This is a genomic window from Mycobacterium sp., assembly GCF_049281135.1.
In the GTDB taxonomy this organism is placed as follows: Bacteria; Actinomycetota; Actinomycetes; order Mycobacteriales; family Mycobacteriaceae; genus Mycobacterium.
Genome location: NZ_JBAPRN010000696.1, coordinates 1 through 3,409, shown reverse-complemented (window position 1 = coordinate 3,409; position 3,409 = coordinate 1). Strand labels below are relative to the sequence as shown.

3 protein-coding genes are annotated in these 3,409 nt (G+C 58.9%); all 3 read left to right on the top strand.

Annotated elements, in window-relative coordinates; translation table 11 throughout:
- Window positions 1-394 (top strand): hypothetical protein (locus tag WAN02_RS27875; RefSeq protein ID WP_422268488.1); only part of this gene is annotated, 394 nt, incomplete at its 5' end.
- Window positions 395-622: 228 nt separating this feature from the next.
- Window positions 623-1,045, top strand: coding sequence for an MmpS family transport accessory protein (locus WAN02_RS27870; RefSeq protein ID WP_422268486.1), 423 nt, complete (start codon window positions 623-625; stop codon window positions 1,043-1,045).
- Between the two features lie 50 nt (window positions 1,046-1,095).
- The coding region (locus WAN02_RS27865; protein WP_422268490.1) for an RND family transporter at window positions 1,096-3,409 on the top strand (2,314 nt) is incomplete at its 3' end.

Genomic DNA, 3,409 nt, shown 5'->3' with positions numbered 1-3,409 from the left:
GGCGGTGACAATTCTGCTGTTGGTGATCGGTACTGTCTACGCGCGGCGGTTGGAGGCGGAACCCAAGCTGCCGTTCAGCGAGGAAATCGGGGCCGCGCCGCGAGTCATCAAGAAGTTGCGCAAACGCGAAACCATGACACCAGAAGAGTTCGAGTACGCGCAGCGTATTGTCGCCATCCGCGGCAATCCCATGGCCTTCTGCATCCCCCTTACCTTGTTCGCGATGTCGACCTACTACGTCTTCGCGTGTCTGGAATACCTCCAGGGAGCCACCCCGTCCGAGCGGCATTTCATTGGGGTGATTCCTATGTTGACCTCGACAAACCTCGCGATTCAGCTGCTGCGCGCGAGGCGGCTCAAGGGTCGTCTGCGGACTGCGCAAGTGACGGCCTGAGGTCCGAGGGTCCGCGCTGCCGAGTGCGTTGGCGGGTGATACCGTTTCGCAAGTTGTAGCCGTGTCCGTTCAGTACCTGGTAGCGTCCTATCCGCCGAATATCAACCTGGTTGATATATTGAGCCGACGGTGGGGTCGGATCGAAGCACGACGGCCGGGGAACGCGTTCCGAGAGGTGATCGAGTGAGCCCTCGTTCAACGGGGAGGACTGTCCTAGCGCGGATCTGGATGCCGCTAGTTGCCGTTGTCGCAGTGAGCGTGGGCTTGGTAGCCATGTACAAGGTGCATCAATTCTCCGAACCCGAGCCCGTCATCACTGTCAACGGGCCCCAGGCGCCTGAAAATTTCTATCTCAAACGGCTCACCTATGAGGTGTACGGCCCCGTCGGGAAGGCCGGGAAGATCGTCTACGTCGACATCGAAGGGCATCCGCATCCGGTCGATGTCATCTTTACGAAGGAGCCTTGGACTCACGACGAGACCACCACACTGACAGTGGCGTCCGGCGCCATTTCAGTGCATGTCCACGGCGGTCCGCTGCGCTGCCGCATGTTGGTGGATGGCGTGCCGCCACCTCCGGAGTCCGGCGTCCCCGAGGCTTCGGATAATCATCCGGACGCTGACGTCGAGTGCAGGGTGAAGTCCGCGTGAGCGAACACCGACTGGATGAACCACAGGTCAAACGCCCGTTCCTTGCCAGGATGGTGCGGAGATTCGCGTTACCACTCATCTTCTTCTGGGGTTTTTCTGCGGTGACGATGACTGCGTTCACGCCCAAGGTGGAGGACGTCGCAGAAGAACTCGCCGGCCCGATGGTCCCGCACTATGCGCCGTCGCAGCGGGCTCTGCTGCACATCGGCGAAAAGTTTCAGGAATCCAATTCGACGAACCTGACCATGGTGGTGTTCGAGGCGCAAAACCGGCAACTCGGCGACCAGGATCATGCGTACTACGACGATTTGATGAAGCGATTCAAGCGCGACAGCAAGCACGTGCAGTACGTGATGGACCTCTGGGGCCAACCGTTCACGGCGGCCGGCGCGCAAAGTGTGGACGGCAAGTGCACCTACACGCTGCTGCGTCTGGCCGGCGATATCGGCCAGATGGAAGCCAATGACTCGGTGAATGCGGTCCGCGACATGATCGCCAAGGACCCACCACCGTCGGGACTGAAGGCTTTTGTGAGCGGTGCGGCGCCACTGGCCTCGGATACGTTGAGCATCGCCAACTCGAGCTTGAACAACGTCACGATCATCACGATCATCCTCATCCTGGTGATGTTGATGTTTGTCTATCGCTCACCACCCACGCTGCTGCCCGTTTTGCTCGGCGTCCTCATCGAAATGCTGTTCGCCAAAGGTCTCATCTCATTCCTCGGGCATCACGGATGGCTCGAGTTGTCCTCGTTCGCAGTGAACATCGTCATCGCACTGACCTTGGGAGCCGGGACGGACTACGGCATCTTCCTGATGGGGCGCTATCACGAGGCGCGGCAAGCCGGAGAGAGCCGAGAAGACAGCTTCTACATTGCCTACAAGAACGTCACGCCGATCATCCTCGGGTCCGGGCTGACGATCGCCGGCGCGTGTTACTGCCTGACGTTTGCGCGCCTGAACTACTTCCACACCATGGGTCCCGCTGTCGCGATCACCATGCTGTTCACCATCGCCGCAGCGCTGACCCTCGGTCCCGCGATGTTGACGGTGGGCAGCCTGTTCGGGATGTTCGATCCGCGACAGGCCGCCAAGGCGCACGTGTATCGACGGATCGGCGCGAGCGTGGTGCGCTGGCCGGTGCCGATCCTGGTCGCCAGTTCGGCCATCGTCATGATCGGGGCGGTCTTCGTGCCGACCTACCGGCAGAACTACGACGACCGGCAGTACCAACCGCACAATTCGAAGGCGAATCTGGGTTTCCAAGCCGCCGACCGACATTTTCCCAAGAGCAAATTGTTCTCCGAAATGCTGATGGTGGAAACCGACCACGATATGCGCAACTCGGCCGACTTCATCTCGCTGGACCGGGTCGCTCGAGCTCTGATCCGCCTGCATGGTGTGGCGATGGTCCAAGGCATGACCAGACCCTTGGGCCGACCGCTCGAACACGCCAGCATTCCCTACTTGTTCACTACTCAGGGCAGCGGCAACGGTCAACAGCTGCCCTTCAACAGGGAGCAGAACACCAACACCGACCAGCAGGCACAGATCCAGGAAGACTCAGTCGCGGTGCTACGCAAAGAGATCACCTTTTTCCAAAGGGTCTCCGATGAACTGCATAACACGGTTCTGACCATCGAAGATCTGGAGCGTGTCAGCAACGAGATCAACGACGATGTCTCGAATCTCGACGATTTCTTCCGTCCGATCAAAAGCTATTTCTTCTGGGAGAAGCACTGTTTCGACATTCCCATTTGCTGGACGTTCAGATCGGTGTTCGCGACCATCGATCAGATCGACCATCTGGCCGAAGACATCAAGTACGCCAGGATTTCTCTCGCGGTGGTGGACGAGACCTTTCCCAAGATCATTGCCGAGCTGAAGGCCACGGCCGACGATACCGAGGCGCTGAAGGCGAAATTGGTCAATAGTTACGGATCCGCAGACCTGCAGTCCCTTGCGACCGAGCAGACATTCGATGACTCGATCAACGTCGGGAACGACTGGGACAAATCCCGTAGCGATGACTTCTTCTATATACCGCACGAGGGTTTCGACAATGCAGACGTCAAAACCGGCGAGAAATTGATGATGTCGCCGGACGGTAAGGCAGCCCGCTTCATCGTCACCCACGAGGGTGACGCGATGGGCCCCGAAGGGGTCGAACATGTCGAAATGTTCCCCGAGGCAATAAAAACGATCCTCAAAGAGACGTCGCTGGCGGGCGCTCGCGTCTATATCGGTGGTTCGGGAGCCACCGACAAGGACATCAAGGGATTCGCCGCATCGGATCTGCTGATCGCGGCAATCGCTGCCTTCGTGCTGATCTTCTTGATCATGATGTTCATCACGCGAAGTC

What these genes read in the sequence shown, in the direction of transcription:
- WAN02_RS27870 (WP_422268486.1), top strand. Translation starts at nt 623, where the DNA reads ATGCCGCTAGTTGCCGTTGTCGCAGTGAGCGTGGGCTTGGTAGCCATG.